Annotated in this window: 15 protein-coding genes; 10 read left to right on the top strand and 5 right to left on the bottom strand. The window is 69.3% G+C overall.

The window, feature by feature from the left end; all coding sequences use genetic code 11:
• Positions 1-7: 7 nt before the first annotated feature.
• Positions 8-949, bottom strand: coding sequence for a LysR family transcriptional regulator (locus OCQ_RS09925; RefSeq protein WP_014384467.1), 942 nt, complete (start codon positions 947-949; stop codon positions 8-10).
• 224 nt (positions 950-1,173) lie between these two features.
• Here OCQ_RS09925 and fdxA point away from each other — a divergent pair, with 224 nt between their 5' ends.
• Positions 1,174-1,500 carry a ferredoxin gene (gene fdxA / locus OCQ_RS09920; RefSeq protein WP_008255784.1) on the top strand — a complete coding sequence of 109 codons (327 nt, stop codon included), beginning with the start codon at positions 1,174-1,176 and terminating at the stop codon, positions 1,498-1,500.
• A 44-nt stretch (positions 1,501-1,544) separates the two neighbouring features.
• A complete protein-coding gene (locus tag OCQ_RS09915) occupies positions 1,545-2,819 on the top strand; it encodes an alpha/beta hydrolase (protein WP_014384466.1) in 1,275 nt (424 codons plus the stop codon).
• Positions 2,820-2,838: 19 nt separating this feature from the next.
• Here OCQ_RS09915 and OCQ_RS09910 read toward each other — a convergent pair whose 3' ends face one another.
• Positions 2,839-3,273, bottom strand: a complete 435-nt coding sequence (locus OCQ_RS09910) for a protease inhibitor I42 family protein (RefSeq protein ID WP_020415603.1) — start codon at positions 3,271-3,273, stop codon at positions 2,839-2,841.
• Positions 3,274-3,420: 147 nt separating this feature from the next.
• Between OCQ_RS09910 and OCQ_RS09905 the strand changes: the two genes are divergently transcribed.
• From OCQ_RS09905 to OCQ_RS09880, 6 genes are all read left to right on the top strand, one after another.
• Positions 3,421-5,025: a Na+/H+ antiporter gene (locus OCQ_RS09905; protein ID WP_014379881.1), complete on the top strand. Its 1,605-nt coding sequence runs from the start codon at positions 3,421-3,423 to the stop codon at positions 5,023-5,025.
• 33 nt (positions 5,026-5,058) lie between these two features.
• Positions 5,059-6,237, top strand: a complete 1,179-nt coding sequence (locus OCQ_RS09900; RefSeq protein WP_008255771.1) for an AAA family ATPase — start codon at positions 5,059-5,061, stop codon at positions 6,235-6,237.
• 206 nt (positions 6,238-6,443) lie between these two features.
• Positions 6,444-7,076, top strand: a complete 633-nt coding sequence (locus OCQ_RS09895; protein WP_014384464.1) for a TetR/AcrR family transcriptional regulator — start codon at positions 6,444-6,446, stop codon at positions 7,074-7,076.
• Entirely contained in the window at positions 7,069-8,595 is a 1,527-nt protein-coding gene (locus tag OCQ_RS09890) for an FAD-dependent monooxygenase (protein ID WP_014384463.1), read from the top strand. The genes OCQ_RS09895 and OCQ_RS09890 overlap by 8 nt, the downstream gene beginning before the upstream one ends.
• Before the next feature lie 89 nt (positions 8,596-8,684).
• Entirely contained in the window at positions 8,685-9,824 is a 1,140-nt protein-coding gene (locus tag OCQ_RS09885; RefSeq protein ID WP_014384462.1) for a glycosyltransferase, read from the top strand.
• A 58-nt stretch (positions 9,825-9,882) separates the two neighbouring features.
• Positions 9,883-10,731, top strand: a complete 849-nt coding sequence (locus tag OCQ_RS09880) for a sulfurtransferase (RefSeq protein ID WP_014941741.1) — start codon at positions 9,883-9,885, stop codon at positions 10,729-10,731.
• A gap of 1 nt (position 10,732) precedes the next feature.
• Here OCQ_RS09880 and OCQ_RS09875 read toward each other — a convergent pair whose 3' ends face one another.
• Positions 10,733-11,989, bottom strand: a complete 1,257-nt coding sequence (locus OCQ_RS09875) for a cytochrome P450 (RefSeq protein ID WP_014384460.1) — start codon at positions 11,987-11,989, stop codon at positions 10,733-10,735.
• Complete coding sequence (locus OCQ_RS09870; protein ID WP_014384459.1) at positions 11,986-12,558, bottom strand: TetR/AcrR family transcriptional regulator C-terminal domain-containing protein; 573 nt, start codon at positions 12,556-12,558, stop codon at positions 11,986-11,988. Before OCQ_RS09870 ends, OCQ_RS09875 begins: the two co-directional genes overlap by 4 nt.
• A gap of 134 nt (positions 12,559-12,692) precedes the next feature.
• On the opposite strand from OCQ_RS09870, the gene OCQ_RS09865 reads away from it, so the two are divergent.
• Together OCQ_RS09865 and OCQ_RS09860 are read left to right on the top strand one after the other, a co-directional pair.
• A complete protein-coding gene (locus OCQ_RS09865; RefSeq protein WP_041784941.1) occupies positions 12,693-13,571 on the top strand; it encodes an LLM class F420-dependent oxidoreductase in 879 nt (292 codons plus the stop codon).
• Positions 13,571-14,299 (top strand): hypothetical protein, encoded by a 729-nt coding sequence (locus OCQ_RS09860; RefSeq protein WP_014384457.1) that lies wholly within the window; start codon positions 13,571-13,573, stop codon positions 14,297-14,299. The genes OCQ_RS09865 and OCQ_RS09860 overlap by 1 nt, the downstream gene beginning before the upstream one ends.
• Here the strand turns inward: OCQ_RS09860 and OCQ_RS09855 are convergent, their stop codons facing one another.
• Positions 14,300-14,713 (bottom strand): ArsI/CadI family heavy metal resistance metalloenzyme, encoded by a 414-nt coding sequence (locus tag OCQ_RS09855; protein WP_036429198.1) that lies wholly within the window; start codon positions 14,711-14,713, stop codon positions 14,300-14,302.
• Between the last annotated feature and the right edge of the window lies 1 nt (position 14,714).

The raw sequence follows: 14,714 nt of genomic DNA, 5'->3' as shown, positions 1-14,714 counted from the left end.
AAGCGTCCTACGCCGTCGTGCGGTTGATGATGTGACTCAACAGGTCGCGGATCGCCCCGGCGGGCGGGGTACGCCCGCCGACCCAGATGGCCCGAAACTTGCGGCGCAGATCCAGCTTTGGAATGTGGACCGCGTGCAGCCGGCCGACCGCCAGGTCGTCGGCCACCGCCAGCCGGCTCATCGCCGCCGGGCCCGCGCCGGCCAGGACGGCGGCGCGCATCGCCGCCGACGAGGTCAACTCCAGCACGGGTGCGGCTTGCTGCATGTCCTCCCCGAGCACCTGGCGCAGCGCCGCCGCCAGCGAATCGCGGATGCCGGAATGGAGTTCGCGGGACACCAACGGCGTCTGCGCGAGCTCGCGCGCGGTCACGATCCGCGACCGTCGGGCCCACTTGTGGTCCGGCGGGACGACGATCACCAGCTCGTCCTCCCCCACCACGCAGCTGCCCAAACCCTTTGGTGTGCCGGGGTTTTCGACGAACCCGAGGTCGGCGGAGCCGTCGCGCACCGAGGCGATCGCGTGGTCACTGTTGGTGGCGGTCAGGATGACCTGCGGCGCGGTGTCGCCGCGCCGCGCCGCATCGGCCTGCAGGGACAGCAACCAGTGCGGCATGAGTTGCTCGGAGATCGTCTGGCTGGCCGACACCCGGATGCGTTCGCGGCCTTCCTTGCGCAGCGAGCCCAGCCCGGCGTCGACCTCATGGGCGACGTCGAGGAGGCGGGTCGCCCAGTCCGCGACGATCAGGCCCGCGGGCGTCAGTTGGGAACCGCGCGTGGTCCGGACGGCCAGGGTGACGCCGATCTGGGCCTCCATGGTGGCCAGGCGCCGGGAGATCGCCTGCTGGGTCAGCCCCAGCTCGCGCGCGGCCCGGCCGAGGCTGCCCGTCTCGGCGATCGCCAAAAACGCCTCGAACGAGGCCAGTTCGGGCAGCCGCGGGCTGAGTGGCATGATGCAGCGCTCACAATCAAATCGTGTGGCCACAACTATAGCTTGTGACACCACAACGCCAAACCTCTACTCACGCCCCGCGCGGGCCGGAAGCATGGGAAACATTGCCGCCCGAAAGGGCCGGTGAGCCGCGCGGATGCCGCCGCGCTAAATTAGCCAGCCTGACCGAGTTGCTGCGGCCCGCAGCCGGCTGACCCCGCTAGCCAGACGGAAGGACAACATTCGTGGCCTACGTGATCGCCGAACCCTGCGTCGACATCAAAGACAAGGCATGCATCGAGGAATGCCCCGTCGACTGCATCTACGAGGGCGCCCGGATGCTCTACATCCACCCCGACGAGTGCGTGGACTGCGGCGCCTGCGAGCCGGTGTGCCCGGTCGAGTCGATCTTCTACGAGGACGACCTGCCCGACGAGCACAGCGGATACCTGCAGATCAACGCCGACTTCTTCGCCGAGCTCGGCTCGCCCGGCGGAGCCGCGAAGGTCGGGCTGACCGAGAACGACCCCGCCCCGGTGAAGAACCTCGAGAGCAGGGCAGAGGCGTCGTAGCCCGCTAATCCGAGACGAACCCACCCGTTTCGTAAGGTGAGGCAATGCGGACAGCTCGAATCATCCACCTCGCCCGGCAAATCGGGTCGCTAGCGGTCACCGCGGTGACCGCGGCGTCCACACTCAACGCCTACCGCCCCCTGGCGCGCGGCGGCTACCCGTCGCTGTACTCGTGGATGGTCGGGCTCATCGTCACCGAGTTGCCGCTGCAGACGCTGGTCAGCCAGCTCGGCGGGCTGGCCCTGACGGCACGGCGCCTGACGCGGCCCGTGCGCATCACCGCATGGTTGGTCGCCGGGCTCTCGGCGCTCGGCTTGCTCAACCTGAGCCGCGCCGGCCATCGCGCCAACGTGCCGCTGACCGAGGCGTTGGACAGCGGGCTGGGAGCCGACCGGCTCACCGAGTCGGCGAGCCTGTGGCGCCGGCCGAGCGGCAGCGGCACCGCCAAGACGCCCGGACTCCTACGGATGCTGCGGATCTACCGCGACTACGCCCACGACTCCAACATCAGCTACGGCGAATTCGGCGGCGCCAACCGCCTGGACATCTGGCGGCGCCCCGACCTCGATCCGGCCGGCAAGGCCCCGGTGCTGTTCCAGATCCCCGGCGGCGCCTGGACGACGGGAAACAAACGCGGACAAGCGCATCCGCTGATGAGCCACCTCGCCGAACTCGGCTGGATCTGCGTGGCGATCAACTACCGGCACAGCCCGCGCAATACCTGGCCCGACCACATCGTCGACGTCAAGCGCGCCCTCGCCTGGGTCAAGCAACACATCGCCGAGTACGGCGGCGACCCCGACTTCATCGCCATCACCGGCGGCTCGGCCGGCGGCCATTTGTCGTCGCTGGCCGCGCTCACCCCAAACGACCCGCAATTCCAGCCGGGCTTCGAAGACGTCGACACCCGCGTGCAGGCGGCCGTGCCGTTCTACGGCATCTACGACTTCACCCGGTTCGACAAGTCGCTGCACCCGATGATGCCCGGACTGCTGATCAAGTCGATCATCAAACAAAAGCCCGCGACCCACCGACAGACGTTCGAAACCGCGTCGCCGGTCAACCACATCCATGCCGACGCCCCGCCGTTCTTCGTCCTGCACGGCCGCAACGACTCGCTGGCCTACGTCGAACAGGCGCGCACCTTCGTCGAAAAGCTGCGTCAAACCAGCGCGCAGCCGGTGCTCTACGCCGAATTACCTTTCACCCAACACGCTTTCGACATCTTCGGCTCGGTGCGCGCCGCGCACACCGCGGTGGCCGTCGAGCAATTCCTCGCCGAGATCTACGCCCGACAGCGCCAGGTCGCCGTCGCGTAACCGCTGACGCCACAAGGACTTATCGCACGGTCACGGTCAGCGTATAGACGCACCCCGGCTTGGCGTCCTTCTCCACAAAGCTGTTGTACGTCGCGACGATGGTGGTGGTCCCCGGCCTCATGGCCGCGAACGTCCACGTCTCGGTGCCCGGCGCCCCCAAGGCATCGGAGGCCGGCGGCACGAACTCGTGACTGAGCTGCCTGATGATCGCCGAGTCGCCGATCTTGGTGTCGGGCGTCCACCGGTAGGGCGTGGTGTAGTTCGAACCCAATTCCACGACCAACGTGTTGCCGACGTCGAGGGTGATGCTCTGGTTGATCTCGCTCTGGGTCAGCACTTTGGTCATCGGGACCTGGAGGGTCTTGGTCGACGGCGGATTCCTGGACGCGAAATGGCAGCCCACCACCGACGACAACATGAGCACGGCGACTGTTGCCAGCAGCCTCACCTTCACCAGGTCCCCCTTCAATTCCGCTCCGGAGCCTATCGGTCTGATCCAGACCGAAGATAGGCGCCGACGCCATCGTGCGTGACCGGGCGGGCCGTCAGACGTCGAGCGGCCCGCGCAGCCACCGACCGCGTCATCCGGCAGGATGGGCTGGTGTTTGGCCTCGAACTGATCGTCGCCCTGGTGTCCACCGTCATCGTGGGGACGGTCATCGGGCGGCGCTATCGCGTGGGTCCCCCGGTGCTGCTCATCTTGATGGGCGTGCTGCTGGGTCTGGTCCCCCATTTCGGTCATGTGCGGGTCAACGGCGAAATCGTGTTGCTGCTGTTTCTTCCCGCGATCCTGTACTGGGAGGGCCTGAACACCAGCTTCCGCGAGATCCGGGCCAACGCGCGCATCATCGTGTTCCTCAGCGTCGCCCTGGTGATCGCGACCGCGGTGGCGGTGTCGTGGACGGCGCGGGCGCTGGGCATGAATCCGCACGCGGCGGGCGTCCTGGGCGCGGTGCTCTCGCCCACCGACGCGGCCGCGGTCGCCGGCCTCGCGAAGAAGCTGCCACGCCGGGCGCTGACCGTGCTGAAGGCCGAGAGTCTCATCAACGACGGCACCGCCCTCGTCTTGTTCGCCGTCAGCGTCCACGTCGCGATCGGGGGGGCCGCGATCAGCCCACCCGAAGTGACGGCCCGGTTCATCGGCTCCTATCTCGGCGGCATCGCCGCCGGGTTGCTGGTCGGCGGCGCGGTCACGCTGCTGCGCAAGCGAATCGACGCGCCCCAGGAGGAGGGGGCGCTGAGCCTGGTGACGCCGTTCGCGGCGTTCTTGCTCGCGCAATCGATGGAATGCAGCGGGGTGGTCGCGGTGATGGTGTCCGCGCTCGTGCTGGCCTACGCCGGACCCGTGGTCATCCGGGCCCGCTCGCGACTGCAATCCTCGGCCTTCTGGGACATCGCGACCTTCCTGCTCAACGGCTCGCTCTGGGTGTTCGTCGGCGTCCAGATCCCCGGCGCGCTGCGCGGCATCGCCGGCGTCGACGGCGGAATTCGCCACGCGTTGTTCGTCGCGCTGGTGGTCACCGCCGTCGTGATCGTGTCGCGCATCTTCTGGGGCGAGATCACCACGCTGCTGATCCGGCTGATCGACCGGCGTCAGGTCCAGCGCGAACGTCGGGTCAACTGGCGCCAGCGCTTCGTCACCGTCTGGGCGGGGTTCCGTGGGGCCGTATCGCTGGCCGCCGCGGTCGCCGTGCCGATGACGACGCTGAGCGGCGCGCCCTTCCCGGACCGCAGCCTGTTGATCTTCATCGTGACCGTCGTCATCTTGGTGACCGTCCTGGTCCAGGGCAGCACCCTGCCGGCCGTGGTCCGATGGGCGAAAATGCCCGAGGACGCCACCCACGCCGAGGAACTGCAACTGGCTCGTTGTCGGGGGTCCCAGGCCGCGCTCGCCGCGCTGCCGACGGTCGCCGACGAGGTCGGCATCAGCGACGATCTGCGCCGGCGGCTGCAAACCGAATACGAGGAAAAGGCCGCGCTGGTGCTGGCCACCGAGGACGGGTCGACCGACCACCGCATCCTCAAGGGCCGCGAGAAGGTCCGCCAGGTGCGCCTGGGCGTGCTCGAGCACAAGCGCCGGGAAATCACCGCGCTGCGCAACCAGAACCTCATCGACGACATCGTGCTGCGCGAGCTGCAGAACGAGATGGATCTCGAGGAGGTGCAGCTCCTCGCCGCCGCGGCCGACGAGGACGAGGGCGACTAGGGCCAGTCGGTGGCCGACCGTACAGTCGGCCGCATGCTGCAGACCGTCGCGATCCGCGGATATCGCTCGCTGCGCGAGGTGATCCTGCCGCTGGGCCGGCTGTCGGTGATCACCGGCGCCAACGGATCCGGCAAGTCGTCGCTGTATCGCGCGCTGCGGCTGCTGGCCGACTGCGGGCGCGGCGAGGTGATCGGGTCGCTCGCGCGCGAGGGCGGGCTGCAGTCGGTGCTGTGGGCCGGCCCCGAGCAGGTGGCCGGGGCCCGGCGCACCGGCAAGACCGAGGGCACGGTGCGCACCCGGCCCGTGTCGCTCGAAATGGGCTTCGCCGCGGACGATTTCGGATATCTGGTGGACCTGGGCATCCCGCAGTCCGCCGGGAAGTCGGTGTTCGCCCGCGATCCGGAGATCAAACGGGAAGTGTTGTTCGCCGGCCCGGTGCTGCGGCCCAGTACGACGCTGGTGCGCCGGTCGCGGGTGTTCGCCGAGGCCCGCGCGGACTCCGGTGGTGGGTTCGACGAGTTGTCCCGATCACTGCCGTCGTATCACAGCGTGCTGGCCGAATACGCCCACCCGCACGCGCTTCCCGAGCTCGCGGCCGTGCGAGAACGGCTGCGCGGGTGGCGGTTCTACGACGGCTTCCGGGTCGACGGCGGGGCGCCCGCGCGGCACCCGCAGGTCGGCACCCGCACCCCGGTGCTCTCCGACGACGGCAGCGACCTCGCGGCCGCGATCCAGACCATCCTCGAAGCGGGGTTCGACGATCTGGGCCGCGCCGTCGCGGAGGCGTTCGACGGCGCCACCCTCTCGGTGGCCATCCACGACGGGCTGTTCGACCTTCAGCTGCGACAGCGCGGCATGCTGCGCGCGTTGCGCGCGGCCGAGTTGTCCGATGGCACACTGCGTTTCCTGCTGTGGGCCGCCGCGCTGCTGAGCCCGCAACCGCCCTCGCTGATGGTGCTCAACGAACCCGAGACCTCGCTGCACCCGGACCTGGTGGCGCCGCTGGCGTCGCTGATCCGCACCACCGCCGCCAAGACCCAGGTTGTGGTCGTCACACATTCGCGCGTCCTGCTCGAATTCCTGGACGCGGCGCCGATGGGCGAAGACTCCGACGGTGCCATCGAGATCGAGCTGTACAAGGACTGGGGCGAAACGCGCATCGGCGGCCAGACCCTGATCACGACCCCGCGGTGGGATTGGGGCGCGCGCTAGGCGCGCTTGGCTTGGCGTGCTCTCTGCGGCGTTCGCCCCGCCTGCGCGGCGAGTGTGAATCCTGGGCGTTACGAGTTAAACCTGGGCGGGCTTCACCGGCGTGTCGCCGCCGTGGCTTCACTCCGAAAGCCCTCAGTGCACACTCGACGTTAATTGCCTACTAGGCAATATTGCCTAGTAGGCATCTTTTGCGTACGGTGGCGCCTATGTCCGGACTGCGCGAACGCAAAAAGGCCGACACCCGGCGCGCGCTCAGCGATGCCGCGCTGCGCCTGGCTTTCGAGCGCGGGCTGGACAACGTGACGCGCGAAGACGTCGCCAACATGGCGGGCGTCTCACTGCGCACGTTCAACAACTACTTCAGCGGTAAATACGAGGCGCTGGCCTACCGGCAAGCCGAACGCCTGCGTCGCAGCGTCGCATTGCTCCGGGAGCGTCCCGCCGACGAGCCGCTCTGGACGGCGATCGCCCACGCCGTGCTGGAGCCCTTGGAGGACGACTTCGGCGACGTCTACGGCGACGAGAACCGGGCACCCAGCCGCCAGGAACTCGTCGAGGTGCGAAAGCTGCTCATGCAGCCGCAAGTTCGAAACTCGGTGCCGCAGAACCTGTTCGACGAGTTCCTCAGCGTGATCGCCGATCGCACCGGCACCGACCCGAAGCATGACCTGTACCCGCGACTGGTCATGTCCGTCGTGCGGGCCGTCGGCGACGCCGCGGCCGACGCCTATGCATGGGCCGACCCCCCGGTGGCGATCACCACATTGATCCGCTCGGGCTTCGCCGCCGTCGAGGCGGGGCTACCGGAACCCACCAGAAAGAAGGCAGCCCATGGCTGACGAACACGCCGACGTCGTCGTCGCCGGCGCCGGCCCCAACGGGCTGATGCTGGCCTGCGAGCTGGCGCTGGCCGGTATCAGGCCCGTCGTGCTGGACGCCCTGCCCGGCCCCAGCCCCGAGCCGAAGGCCAACGGCCTTGTCGGACAGGTCGTTCGGATGCTCGACATGCGCGGGATGTATCGGGACTTCACCGGTGACGAGGGCCCCCCGCGGCCCAGCCCGGGATGGATGTTCGCGGCCATGCCGCTGATCTTCCCCGAGGGCCGCGACAACCCGATGTACGCGATGCTCATGCCCCAGCCCCGGCTCGTGCGGCTGCTGGAGAAGCGGGCCCGCGACCTCGGCGTGGATGTGCGCTGGGGCCACGAACTCGTCGGGATCGTGCCGGGGCCGGAACCCGTTGCGCTGCACGTCTCGTCACCCGGAAGCGACTACGCCATCGCCGCCGGTTACGCGGTCGGCGCGGACGGCGGGCGCAGCCTGGTGCGCAAGTCCCTGGGCATCGACTTTCCCGGCACCACCTCACCGATGGTCGCTCGGCTGGCCCACGTGCACATTCCCGACCAGTACCGCCGCCCGGACATCGCCAGCATCGAGGTCCCGGGATTCGGTCCGCTTCGCTTCGGGCACAGCCGCTTTGACCGGGGCGGGATGATCTATGCCGAGTTCGAGCCGGGCCGCGCGCTGCTCGGGACCATCGAATTCGGCCCGCCGGTGGACGAGGTGCCGATGAGTCTGGTCGAGTTGCGCGAGAGCGCACGCCGGGTGCTGGGTGTCGACGTTCCGTTCGAGGAGCCGAAAGGCCCCGGGCCCCACGCGCTTCGGCGCATCAACGGACAAAACACCCGGCATGCCGAACGCTACCGGGTCGGCCGCGTCCTGCTGCTCGGCGACGCCGCGCATGTGCACAGCGCGATGGGCGGCCCGGGCCTGAACCTGGGGTTGCAGGACACCATGAACCTGGGCTGGAAGCTGGCCGCCGAGATCAACGGAACGGCGCCGGCCGGACTGCTCGACACCTACCAGTCCGAGCGCCATCCGGTCGGCCAGCGCGTCATGATGCACTCGCTGTCCCAGATCGCGCTCATGGCGCCGGGACCCGAAGTCGCCGCGCTGCGAACGCTGTTGGGCGAGCTGTTCACCTTCCCGGACGCACAAAGGCACATGGCGGCGCTGCTGGCCGGCTCCGACGTGCGCTACGACGTGGGCGACGACCACCCGCTGTCGGGCCACCTCGTGCCCGACCTGACCCTCGATGGCGGCCGACGGGTGGCCGACGTACTCCACGATGGCCGTCCGGTCCTGCTCGACCTCGGCGGCGGCGTCGCGAACGCGGCGCAAGGCTGGGCCGCTCGGGTCGACGTCGTCACCGCAAGTACCGCCGAGCGCCCCGCCGCGGCGATGTTGATCCGGCCGGACGGCTATGTGGCCTGGGCGGCCGACGAATTCGGCAGCACTCACCAAGAGGCGCTGCGCGCGGCGTTGCGGCGCTGGTTCGGGCCGCCGGCCAACGGATAGCGGCACCCGCGAGCGAAATTCATACAGTGTTCAGGCGCGCGTCGGTTCGGCATTGATGTGCGCACACGCGCACCGCGTGTCCTCGCGTTATGCGCGTTGTACAGGTCGCCAATTTCTACGGCCCTCGCTCCGGCGGCCTTCGCACCGCGATCGACCGGCTGGGCGCCGAATACTGCGCGGGCGGTCACGAGGTCTTCTTGATCGTTCCCGGACGGCGCGCCGGGCACGTCCAGCTCTACACCGGCGTGGTCCGAATCACCCTGCCCGCCAGGCTGATTCCCTTCACCGGCGGCTACCGCGCGGTGATGCCGGGTCCCGTCAAGGCCCTCCTGGCAGCGTTGCGGCCCGACGCGCTGGAGGTGTCGGACCGGCTCACGCTGCGATCGCTGGGCCGGTGGGGCCGCGACCACGGTGTCACCACGCTGATGATCTCCCATGAGCGCCTGGATCGCCTTGTGGGCCAGGTGCTTCCGCGCCGGGCCGCGCGGAAGTTCGCCGATGTGGCCAACGCACGCACCGCCGCGAACTACGACACCGTGGTGTGCACCACCGGTTTCGCGCGCGAGGAGTTCGACCGGATCGACGCAAGCAATACCGTCACAATCCCGCTGGGCGTGGATCTGCAGACGTTCCATCCGAGCCGCCACTCGCATCTGGTGCGCCGGCGCTGGGCGGCGCCGACGCAGCTGCTGCTGGTCCATTGCGGTCGGCTCTCGGTGGAAAAACGTGTCGACCGCAGCATCGACGCGCTCGGCGCCTTGCGCCACGCGGGCGTCGACGCGCGGCTCGTGGTCGTGGGCGAGGGCCCGTTGCGGTCCCGGCTGCAGCGCCAGGCCGCGCGCCTACCGATCGACTTCACCGGTTTCGTCTCCGATCGCGAGGTCGTGGCGCAGCTGCTGGCCTCGGCCGACGTGACGCTGGCCCCGGGCCCGCATGAGACCTTCGGGCTGGCCGCGCTGGAGTCGCTGGCGTGCGGAACACCGGCCGTGGTCTCTCGCACGTCCGCGCTGACCGAGATCATCACGCCCGACAGCGGCGCGGCGGCCGACAACGACCCGGCCGCCATCGCGGCCGCGGTCAGCTCCATCGTGGGCCGACCCGAACACCAGCGCCGCGGTGCCGCGCGGCGCCGCGCCGAGGATTTCACCTGGCACCGGGCGGCGGCCGGGATGCTCGCGTCGATGGGCGCGCCCGCCGCTACCGGCGGCGCTTCCGAACGGACGGCATAGCCGCTCACACCGTGCCATTCGCCTGGCTAGTCTCGATGCAGACGACAAGGAGGGGCCAGTGCAAGCACGCGATCGGGTGTTGATCAGCGCCACCGAGTTAGCCGGCGTCATCGACGCCGGCGATCCGGTGAGCGTCGTGGACGTGCGGTGGAGGATCGACGAAACCGACGGGCGCGCGGCGTACCTGGAGGGGCACATACCGGGCGCGGTGTACGTCTCGCTCGAGGACGAACTCAGCGACCACTCGATTTCCGGGCGGGGCCGTCACCCCCTGCCGTCGGGCCGCGACCTGGAGGTCGCCGCGCGCCGCTGGGGAGTCCGGCAGGACACCCTGGTGGTGACCTACGACGACTGGAATCGGGCCGGTTCCGCGCGCGCATGGTGGGTGCTGACCGCGGCCGGACTGGACAACGTCCGCATCCTCGACGGCGGTTTGGCCGCGTGGCGCGCGGCCGGCTACCGCCTCGAGACCGGCCCCGTCGAACCGGCGCCAGGCAATGTGGCTGTGCCGCACGATGATCTGTATGCCGGAAGCCTTCCGACTCTGACGGCCGAGCGGGTGGCCGAGGGCTCGGTGCCGCTACTCGATGCGCGAGCGCCGGAGCGCTACCGCGGCGACGTGGAACCCCTCGACGCCGCCGCGGGCCACATTCCCGGCGCCAAGAACCTTCCCAGTGTCGCCGTCTTGGCGGCCGACGGCACCTTCCTCGACGACGACTCGGTCGCCCGATTGTTGTCCGATCAAGGGATCGAGCGTCACGACACGGTGGGGGCCTACTGCGGCTCGGGCGTCACCGCTACGGTCGCGATCGCGGCGCTCGCCGCGCTGGGCCGAGAGGCCGCCTTGTATCCCGGGTCGTGGTCGGAGTGGAGTTCGGATCCGTCCCGCCCGGTGGAACGCGGCTGAATCACGTTGTGCACGGCAGTCTTTTGATGCCGTGGAAGAACGACGAGCGCAGCCGGTCCGGCGGTCCGGTGACGGCCAGGCCGGGCACGTTCGCATAGAGCTCTTCGAGCATGACGCGCAGTTCGAGCCGGGCCAGTTGTGCGCCGAGGCAGAAGTGCACTCCCCCGCCCCCGAACGCGGCGTGGCCGGCGTCGGGGCGGGTGACGTCGAACTGGTCCGGCCGGTCGAAGACCTCCTCGTCGCGGTTGGCGGACAGGTAGTGCATCAGCACCCAGTCGCCGGAAGGGATTCGCTGCCCGCGGATCTCGACGTCGCGGACCACGGTGCGCCGGAAGTGCATCACCGGGGTCGCCCAGCGCAACAGCTCTTCCACCGCGGGCTTGATCGCCGCGGGATCGCGGGCGAGCAGCGCTTGTTGCTCGGGGCGCTCGGCGAGCGCCAAGATGCCGTGGCTCAGCGTGTTGCGGGTCGTTTCGTTGCCGGCGATGGCCAGCAGTAGGAAGAACTCGTTGAGTTGGTCGCGGTTGAGCTTTTCGCCGTCGACCTCCGCGGCGAGCAGCGCCGACAAGATGTCGTCGGTGAGGCCGTGCTTGCGGCGATGCTCCACCAATTCCCCGCAGTAGGCGAACATTTCGGCCGCGGCCTGGCCCAGTGCTTCCGGCGTGGGGGCGTAGTCGGGATCTTCGATGCCCAGGCTTCCGATGGCGTTGCTCCAGCGGAAGACGTCCATCCGGTCCTCGGCCGGAACGCCGAGGACGTCGGCGATCACCTGCAGCGACATCTCGGCGGAAATGTCTGTCACGGCGTCGAATTCGCGCTTGTCGGTGATGGCGGCGACGATGCCGCGCGCCACCTGCCGCATTTTCGGCTCCAGCCGCTGCACGTTGCGGACGGTGAAGCCCTGGTTGATCAGCTTGCGGAAGTGGACGTGACGGGGCGGATCGATGCCGGGCAGCATCGCCGAGTTCGGCCCGGCCTCGGCCTCCACCAGTGTGTTGCCCTTGCTGCTGGTGAAGGTGTCGGTGTCGCGGCTGACCAGGCGCACGTCGGCGTGTTTGGTCAACAGCCACGCCCTGGGCAGCCCGGGCAGCTGCACCGGGTGCACCGGCGAGGTGGCGCGCAGCCTCGTCATCGCGTCGTACGGTGCGCCGGTGACGAAGGTGTCGGGATCGAGCACGGCGGCCGCGTCGCGGTCGGCGGCGGTGTCCAGGTTCTGCGGGACCAGGGATTTCACCAGCGTGGGTTTGGCAATGCTCACGACGGCGCCGATCCGTCCGGTCGCGAGGCCCCGATCCCGGCGATGATCACCTCGAGGCCGGCGCGAAAGTGGTTGGCGGCCTGGCGCTTGCCGCGGTGGGCGGGCCGCGTCTCCTGCAGGCTCACCGAACCCAGCAGGTAGGTGTACAGCACCGAGTGGGCCGCCGCCGCAACCGGTTTGGTGAGGCCCGCCTCGGCGAGCAACGTACGGCTGAGCTTGTCGAGCCGACGGGCGGAGTCGCCTCCGCCGCCGGTTTGCAGGACGCCCGCGATGCCCGGCACCGACAGGATCACTTCACGGGCCGCGCGATAGAGTTCGGCCAGCCGGGTGTCCCAGGACCCGGTCTCGACGACGGGGATCTCGGCCAGCACGGATTCGGCGAGCAGGTCCAGGGCCGCCTGCTTGCCCGGCACGTGGTAGTAGACCGAGGGCACCGCGGCGCCGAGTTCGGCGGCCAGCTCGCGCATCGTCACACCCTGCACACCGACGCGGCGGGCCAGGTCGCGCAGTGAGGTCACCACGCGGGCGCGGTCGAGTTCGCCATAGGGCCGGCGCACCGCGGCCGTCATCGCGGCACCCGCTTACCCACGGCGGCGGTTCGACTCCCGCCAGATTCGAGCACTGTTAGAATCTACCCCCGCATGAATCATCCTGGGAAGACCACGTTATGCATCCCCGTCGACGCCGGAGGATGCGTGCACCGATGAGCGGTCACGCCAAACTGTCGGTCGCCACCCCGGTCGTGACGATGTTCCCTCACAGCGCCGGCGACTGGGAGAAGGACGCCACCATCGAGGACCTGGCGCGGATCGCCGAGGCCGCCGACGGGCTCGGCTACCACCACCTGACCTGCAGCGAGCACGTCGCCCTGCCCGCGACCGAGACGGGCCGCCGCGGCACCCGCTACTGGGACCCGCTGGCGACCTTCGGCTACCTGGCCGCGCGCACGCGACGAATTCGGTTGGCCACCAACGTGCTGGTGCTCGGCTACCACCACCCGCTCGATATCGCCAAACGCTACGGCACCCTGGACCGGATCAGCGGCGGCAGGCTGATCCTGGGGGTCGGCGTCGGCAGCCTCAAAGAAGAATTCGACCTGCTCGGCGCGCCCTACGACGACCGCGGCCGGCGCGCCGACGACGCGCTGCGGGCCCTGCGCGCCGCGCTGTCAACGCCCGAACCCGAATACCACGGCGAGTTCTACTCCTTCGCCGGCATGGTCGTCGACCCGTGCGCGGTCCAAGACCGCGTCCCCCTCTGGATCGGTGGGCAAACGCTGCGCTCACTGCGCCGGGCCGCAACGCTGGCCGACGGCTGGGCGCCGTTCAACGTGAGCCTGCGCCAGGCGCGAGACTGGCTGAGCCGCTTCGACCTCGGCCCTGGTTTCGACGTCATCCTGCCCACGCCCTCGCTGCTGGACCCGATCGATGCACCGGAACGGACCCGCGATCTCGTGGGCGAAACCGCCGCGCACGGCGCCACCATCGTCAGCGCCGCGTTCCGGCACACCTCGCTGCCCCATTACCTGGAGAACCTGCAGGCCCTCGCCGAACTTCATCCCCCGTCCGGCGGTGCCACGTAATGCGCGTCAAAGCAGGCATATTCAGCCTCACCGCCGCGGCGCCACCCGACGATGACGGCAGCTACCTGCGTTGGCACCTGCTGGATCACATGCCCGAGCAATTTCAGCTGTCGGGCATCGTGCATGGATTGCGCTGGATCGCCGACGGCGACTACGCCGACCATCGCCTGGCCGCCCACGGACCGTTGGGCGACATCGGCAACGCGGTGCACTATCTGGTCACCGACCCGGTCGAAGAGACCTTCGACGAGTTCGTCACCCTGGGCCGCGCGTTGCGCGACAACGGCCGCTTTCCCGTCGTGCGGCCGTCGCTGCAAGTGGCGGGCTTGCGCCTGCTGCAGTGGCGGTCCTCGCCGCGCGCGCTGATCTCGCGCGAGGTGGTGCCGTTTCGGCCGCACCGCGGCATCGTGCTGCTCGTCGAGGAACCCAGCGACGGCCGCCCGGACGAATGGCTGCAATGGCTGCACGCCGAGCACTATCCGGCGCTGCTCGCCACCCCGGGCACGGCCGGCGCGTGGACATTCGGATCCAGCGCCGGGTGGAGCCACTTACCCCGGGGGTGGCGCACCGACCACCAGTACATCAGCGTCGTCTATCTCGACGAGGATCCGCTCGCCACCGTCGAAGTCTTGGCTCCGCTCATCGAAGAACGTTGGCGCTCAACGGCTGTGCGGCCGGTGTTCGCCGGGCCGCTGCGCAGCATGATCGCCTGGGAGGCCTGGCCGTAGCTACGAGGCGCAGCAGGTGGACTGCGATTCGTCGGCCGGCCCGAAGGTCTCGGAATCGGCCTTGACCGTGTAGATCTCCCAGCGTTCACCGCCCGGGCCGCTCACCCACACCTTGTCCTGGGTGGCATAGCAACAGGTCGAGTCGATCTCTTCGTCGGTGAGCAGACCCGCCTGCGCGAGCCGGCTGTTTTCGGTGAGCACGGCGTCGCTGGTGGGAACCTCGACGCCGAGATGGTTGAGGGTCCCGCCCTGGCCGGCGTTTTCCAGCAGCACCAGTTTGAGCGGCGGGTCGGCGACGACGAAGTTCGCGTAGCCGGGTTTGACCTTGGCCGGCTCCACGTCAAAGAGTCTGGTGTAGAACGTGATCGCCTCGTCGAGGTTGTCGACGTTGAGAGCGAGTTGGATGCGCGACATG

This window comes from Mycobacterium paraintracellulare, from assembly GCF_000276825.1.
In the GTDB taxonomy this organism is placed as follows: Bacteria; Actinomycetota; Actinomycetes; order Mycobacteriales; family Mycobacteriaceae; genus Mycobacterium; species Mycobacterium intracellulare.
This window is presented reverse-complemented; position numbering and strand designations above follow the sequence as displayed.

What these genes read in the sequence shown, in the direction of transcription:
- OCQ_RS09925 (WP_014384467.1), bottom strand. Translation starts at nt 949, where the DNA reads ATGCCACTCAGCCCGCGGCTGCCCGAACTGGCCTCGTTCGAGGCGTTT.
- OCQ_RS09915 (WP_014384466.1), top strand. Translation starts at nt 1,545, where the DNA reads ATGCGGACAGCTCGAATCATCCACCTCGCCCGGCAAATCGGGTCGCTA.
- OCQ_RS09900 (WP_008255771.1), top strand. Translation starts at nt 5,059, where the DNA reads ATGCTGCAGACCGTCGCGATCCGCGGATATCGCTCGCTGCGCGAGGTG.
- OCQ_RS09895 (WP_014384464.1), top strand. Translation starts at nt 6,444, where the DNA reads ATGTCCGGACTGCGCGAACGCAAAAAGGCCGACACCCGGCGCGCGCTC.
- OCQ_RS09890 (WP_014384463.1), top strand. Translation starts at nt 7,069, where the DNA reads ATGGCTGACGAACACGCCGACGTCGTCGTCGCCGGCGCCGGCCCCAAC.
- OCQ_RS09885 (WP_014384462.1), top strand. Translation starts at nt 8,685, where the DNA reads ATGCGCGTTGTACAGGTCGCCAATTTCTACGGCCCTCGCTCCGGCGGC.
- OCQ_RS09870 (WP_014384459.1), bottom strand. Translation starts at nt 12,558, where the DNA reads ATGACGGCCGCGGTGCGCCGGCCCTATGGCGAACTCGACCGCGCCCGC.
- OCQ_RS09865 (WP_041784941.1), top strand. Translation starts at nt 12,693, where the DNA reads ATGAGCGGTCACGCCAAACTGTCGGTCGCCACCCCGGTCGTGACGATG.
- OCQ_RS09860 (WP_014384457.1), top strand. Translation starts at nt 13,571, where the DNA reads ATGCGCGTCAAAGCAGGCATATTCAGCCTCACCGCCGCGGCGCCACCC.
- OCQ_RS09855 (WP_036429198.1), bottom strand. Translation starts at nt 14,713, where the DNA reads ATGTCGCGCATCCAACTCGCTCTCAACGTCGACAACCTCGACGAGGCG.